Raw genomic sequence first — 3,133 nt, 5'->3', positions numbered from 1 at the left:
GTTGGGCGCGTTCTGCCTCCTGTTGGGCGCGTTCTTCGGCTTGTTGGCGATCGCTCTCTAATTCGATATAAGTCGAGAATTTCCGCCCATCGGGACGATACAATTCTAACCCCGACTCCGAGATTTCAAATCGTACCCCTAACCGGGGAGAAATCCAGCCGTTTATAGTTTCAATAAGCGTGAGTTGATTCTCTGTGCGAATCCAGCCACAGCAGTCAATTTTATCGGGGTCATAAATATAGTATTCTTCCACTCCATAACGCTGATAAAATTCCAGCTTTTTCGCCATTTCCGTTAAGGTATTTCCGGGAGATAAGACTTCAAAAACTACTTGGGGGGCGATATTATTTTCCTGCCATTGTAAATAAGACCCCCGTTTTCCTTTCGGTCGTCCCAAGGCTACCATCACATCTGGAGCCACTCGCAGTTTATTGTTGCCTTCTAGGGGATACCAGAGTAAATCTCCGGCTACGAATACGTTAGGGTCATCTTTAAAGAGGGCATCAATTCCCCCTTGAATCGTGACAATCCAGCGGAATTGTTCCGTATTTTCTGCCATAGGTTGACCGTCGCTTTCGGGGTAGATAATTGGGGTTTTAGGGGTGGTTTTAATCTCTGTAACCATGTCGCCTCCTTGGGGTGGGTTCTGATTGGTGGTTAAAGGGGATTACATAGCATCAGGGTCAATGCCTAATTCCCGCAGTTTTTCGGCTAGGCGGTTAGCGCGTTCTGCCTCCTGTTGGGCGCGTTCTGCTTCCCGTTGGGCGCGTTCTGCTTCCCGTTGGGCGCGTTCTGCTTCCCGTTGGGCGCGTTCTGCCTCCTGTTGAGCGCGTTCTGCCTCCTGTTGGGCGCGTTCTTCGGCTTGTTGGCGATCGCTCTCTAATTCGATATAAGTCGAGAATTTCCGCCCATCGGGACGATACAATTCTAACCCCGACTCCGAGATTTCAAATCGTACCCCTAACCGGGGAGAAATCCAGCCGTTTATAGTTTCAATAAGCGTGAGTTGATTCTCTGTGCGAATCCAGCCACAGCAGTCAATTTTATCGGGGTCATAAATATAGTATTCTTCCACTCCATAACGCTGATAAAATTCCAGCTTTTTCGCCATTTCCGTTAAGGTATTTCCGGGAGATAAGACTTCAAAAACTACTTGGGGGGCGATATTATTTTCCTGCCATTGTAAATAAGACCCCCGTTTTCCTTTCGGTCGTCCCAAGGCTACCATCACATCTGGAGCCACTCGCAGTTTATTGTTGCCTTCTAGGGGATACCAGAGTAAATCTCCGGCTACGAATACGTTAGGGTCATCTTTAAAGAGGGCATCAATTCCTCCTTGAATCGTGACAATCCAGCGGAATTGTTCCGTATTTTCTGCCATAGGTTGACCGTCGCTTTCGGGGTAGATAATTGGGGTTTTAGGGGTGGTTTTAATCTCTGTAACCATGTCGCCTCCTTGGGGTGGGTTCTGATTGGTGGTTAAAGGGGATTACATAGCATCAGGGTCAATGCCTAATTCCCGCAGTTTTTCGGCTAGGCGGTTAGCGCGTTCTGCCTCCTGTTGGGCGCGTTCTGCTTCCCGTTGGGCGCGTTCTGCTTCCCGTTGGGCGCGTTCTGCTTCCCGTTGGGCGCGTTCTGCCTCCTGTTGAGCGCGTTCTGCCTCCTGTTGGGCGCGTTCTTCGGCTTGTTGGCGATCGCTCTCTAATTCGATATAAGTCGAGAATTTCCGCCCATCGGGACGATACAATTCTAACCCCGACTCCGAGATTTCAAATCGTACCCCTAACCGGGGAGAAATCCAGCCGTTTATAGTTTCAATAAGCGTGAGTTGATTCTCTGTGCGAATCCAGCCACAGCAGTCAATTTTATCGGGGTCATAAATATAGTATTCTTCCACTCCATAACGCTGATAAAATTCCAGCTTTTTCGCCATTTCCGTTAAGGTATTTCCGGGAGATAAGACTTCAAAAACTACTTGGGGGGCGATATTATTTTCCTGCCATTGTAAATAAGACCCCCGTTTTCCTTTCGGTCGTCCCAAGGCTACCATCACATCTGGAGCCACTCGCAGTTTATTATTGCCTTCTAGGGGATACCAGAGTAAATCTCCGGCTACGAATACGTTAGGGTCATCTTTAAAGAGGGCATCAATTCCCCCTTGAATCGTGACAATCCAGCGGAATTGTTCCGTATTTTCTGCCATAGGTTGACCGTCGCTTTCGGGGTAGATAATTGGGGTTTTGGGGGTGGTTTTAATCTCTGTAACCATGTCGCCTCCTTGGGGTGGGTTCTGATTGGTGGTTAAAGGGGATTACATAGCATCAGGGTCAATGCCTAATTCCCGCAGTTTTTCGGCTAGGCGGTTAGCGCGTTCTGCCTCCTGTTGAGCGCGTTCTGCCTCCTGTTGAGCGCGTTCTGCTTCCCGTTGGGCGCGTTCTGCTTCCCGTTGGGCGCGTTCTGCTTCCCGTTGGGCGCGTTCTGCCTCCTGTTGAGCGCGTTCTGCCTCCTGTTGGGCGCGTTCTTCGGCTTGTTGGCGATCGCTCTCTAATTCGATATAAGTCGAGAATTTCCGCCCATCGGGACGATACAATTCTAACCCCGACTCCGAGATTTCAAATCGTACCCCTAACCGGGGAGAAATCCAGCCGTTTATAGTTTCAATAAGCGTGAGTTGATTCTCTGTGCGAATCCAGCCACAGCAGTCAATTTTATCGGGGTCATAAATATAGTATTCTTCCACTCCATAACGCTGATAAAATTCCAGCTTTTTCGCCATTTCCGTTAAGGTATTTCCGGGAGATAAGACTTCAAAAACTACTTGGGGGGCGATATTATTTTCCTGCCATTGTAAATAAGACCCCCGTTTTCCTTTCGGTCGTCCCAAGGCTACCATCACATCTGGAGCCACTCGCAGTTTATTATTGCCTTCTAGGGGATACCAGAGTAAATCTCCGGCTACGAATACGTTAGGGTCATCTTTAAAGAGGGCATCAATTCCCCCTTGAATCGTGACAATCCAGCGGAATTGTTCGGTATTTTCTGCCATAGGTTGACCGTCGCTTTCGGGGTAGATAATTGGGGTTTTAGGGGTGGTTTTAATCTCTGTAACCATGTCGCCTCCTTGGGGTGGGTT

The 3,133-nt window shown here is 48.8% G+C and carries 4 protein-coding genes; all 4 read right to left on the bottom strand.

Features of this window, described 5'->3' with window-relative positions; all coding sequences use genetic code 11:
- A partial coding sequence (locus tag B9T16_RS27305; RefSeq protein ID WP_410246246.1) for a Uma2 family endonuclease occupies positions 1-625 on the bottom strand: 625 nt, incomplete at its 3' end.
- Between the two features lie 42 nt (positions 626-667).
- Positions 668-1,447: a Uma2 family endonuclease gene (locus B9T16_RS27300; protein ID WP_410246245.1), complete on the bottom strand. Its 780-nt coding sequence runs from the start codon at positions 1,445-1,447 to the stop codon at positions 668-670.
- Between the two features lie 42 nt (positions 1,448-1,489).
- A complete protein-coding gene (locus tag B9T16_RS27295) occupies positions 1,490-2,269 on the bottom strand; it encodes a Uma2 family endonuclease (RefSeq protein WP_410246245.1) in 780 nt (259 codons plus the stop codon).
- Between the two features lie 42 nt (positions 2,270-2,311).
- A complete protein-coding gene (locus B9T16_RS27290; protein ID WP_410246247.1) occupies positions 2,312-3,112 on the bottom strand; it encodes a Uma2 family endonuclease in 801 nt (266 codons plus the stop codon).
- Positions 3,113-3,133: the final 21 nt, after the last annotated feature.

The sequence above is a fragment of the Arthrospira sp. PCC 8006 genome (assembly GCF_046480465.1).
Taxonomy (GTDB): domain Bacteria; phylum Cyanobacteriota; class Cyanobacteriia; order Cyanobacteriales; family Microcoleaceae; genus Limnospira; species Limnospira platensis.
The sequence above is the reverse complement of the archived record's forward strand: the minus strand, read 5'-3'. Positions and strand labels throughout refer to the sequence as shown.

Bases quoted from the DNA above. Each gene is read 5' to 3' on its own strand.
- B9T16_RS27300 (WP_410246245.1), bottom strand. From the start codon at position 1,447: ATGGTTACAGAGATTAAAACCACCCCTAAAACCCCAATTATCTACCCC.
- B9T16_RS27295 (WP_410246245.1), bottom strand. From the start codon at position 2,269: ATGGTTACAGAGATTAAAACCACCCCCAAAACCCCAATTATCTACCCC.
- B9T16_RS27290 (WP_410246247.1), bottom strand. From the start codon at position 3,112: ATGGTTACAGAGATTAAAACCACCCCTAAAACCCCAATTATCTACCCC.